Source organism: Shigella sp. SIG6 (genome assembly GCF_053555815.1).
The window spans coordinates 1-1,844 of record NZ_JBQZXC010000249.1; the positions used below are offsets into that span (position 1 = coordinate 1).

Genomic DNA, 1,844 nt, shown 5'->3' on the forward strand with positions numbered 1-1,844 from the left:
GTCAGGAACTTCGATACCTCTACAGCGAATATTTTGCTGATGATACTTCCCTTTGCCAAATGAAATTAACCTCTTTCTCTATTACCACGTTTTTCCAGAAGCAAGAGATTGGGTATCAAGAGGCTGGCTGCTATGATATGGCGTCTTGTTTTTTAAGCGAGGAAAGATTTTGAGTGCGGGACGCCTGAATAAAAAATCTCTGGGTATCGTGATGTTGTTATCGGTTGGACTGCTATTGGCGGGCTGTTCGGGTAGCAAATCATCCGATACAGGAACGTATTCCGGCTCCGTTTACACCGTGAAACGGGGGGATACGCTATATCGTATTTCGCGCACCACGGGAACCAGCGTAAAAGAGCTGGCGCGACTGAACGGCATTTCCCCCCCTTACACCATTGAAGTTGGTCAGAAACTAAAACTGGGTGGGGCGAAAAGTAGCAGTAGTACACGTAAATCAACCGCCAAATCAACGACCAAAACCGCATCGGTTACACCGTCATCAGCGGTACCGAAATCTTCCTGGCCGCCAGTAGGGCAACGTTGTTGGTTATGGCCAACGACAGGGAAAGTTATCATGCCGTATTCGACAGCAGATGGCGGCAATAAAGGGATGGATATCTCAGCTCCACGGGGTACACCTATTTACGCCGCGGGTGCAGGAAAGGTGGTGTATGTGGGCAACCAGCTGCGTGGCTACGGTAATCTCATCATGATTAAACACAGTGAAGATTACATTACGGCTTACGCCCATAATGACACGATGCTGGTAAATAATGGGCAAAGCGTGAAGACTGGGCAAAAAATCGCCACTATGGGGAGCACGGATGCGGCATCTGTTCGCCTGCATTTCCAGATTCGTTACCGTGCAACGGCAATTGATCCGCTACGTTACTTGCCGCCGCAGGGCAGCAAGCCAAAATGCTGATGGCGAATTAATCAGCAGTCAGCAGCGCGGCACTTGCTAAGGAGAGCGTAAGGTTTATAATGCCTTACGCATCTCGAAGCGGGCGTAGTTCAATGGTAGAACGAGAGCTTCCCAAGCTCTATACGAGGGTTCGATTCCCTTCGCCCGCTCCAATTTATCTTCACCTGATCAATCTGCCATTTTTGCTGTATCTGATTTTCTATATTATCTTAATTCAATCGCTTCAGGCTTTTCGCAATCGCTGTAACACTTCCCCATTTTTTTGTAAATAAAAAGCGTTTACGCAATGCAATCCTTTTGTAACAACCCAGGTAAAATACCTTATTTTCAAGTTGTTGAATAAGTGGTTATCTACGCTTTTAACAAACGATTGATGGATTATTTTATGAAAGGGAAATCTGCATTAACTCTTCTGCTCGCTGGTATATTTTCGTGCGGCACATGCCAGGCGACAGAGGCAGAAGTGATAAGCGAATCTGTATTTAACATTCTTAATTCCAGGGGGGCAGCAACAGATAAAAGTTATTTATCGTTAAATCCAGATAAGTATCCTAATTATCGTCTTCTGATTAACTCAGCCAAATTAAAAAATGAAATAAAGAGTCACTATACCAAAGACGAAATTCAAGGATTGCTAACATTAACAGAAAACACACGAAAGTTAACGTTGACGGAGAAACCCTGGGGAACGTTTATTCTTGCTTCTACTTTCGAAGATGACAAAACAGCGGCAGAAACCCACTATGATGCTGTCTGGCTGAGGGATAGTTTATGGGGCTATATGGCATTAGTATCAGACCAAGGAAATAGTGTAGCCGCAAAAAAGGTTCTGCTCACCCTGTGGGGTTATATGTCTACGCCCGACCAGATTAAGCGGATGCAGGACATCATTAGCAACCCAAAACGACTGGATGGAATT

General features: G+C 45.1%; 2 protein-coding genes and 1 tRNA gene. All 3 read left to right on the plus strand.

Going from position 1 to position 1,844, the window contains the following annotated elements:
- Positions 1-169 precede the first annotated feature (169 nt).
- Positions 170-925 (plus strand): amidase activator ActS, encoded by a 756-nt coding sequence (gene actS, locus ACUU1M_RS20005; protein ID WP_005076919.1) that lies wholly within the window; start codon positions 170-172, stop codon positions 923-925.
- A 78-nt stretch (positions 926-1,003) separates the two neighbouring features.
- Positions 1,004-1,077: transfer RNA gene (locus ACUU1M_RS20010), tRNA-Gly, on the plus strand.
- Between the two features lie 221 nt (positions 1,078-1,298).
- Positions 1,299-1,844 (plus strand): protein YgeQ (gene ygeQ / locus ACUU1M_RS20015; RefSeq protein ID WP_449144773.1); only part of this gene is annotated, 546 nt, incomplete at its 3' end.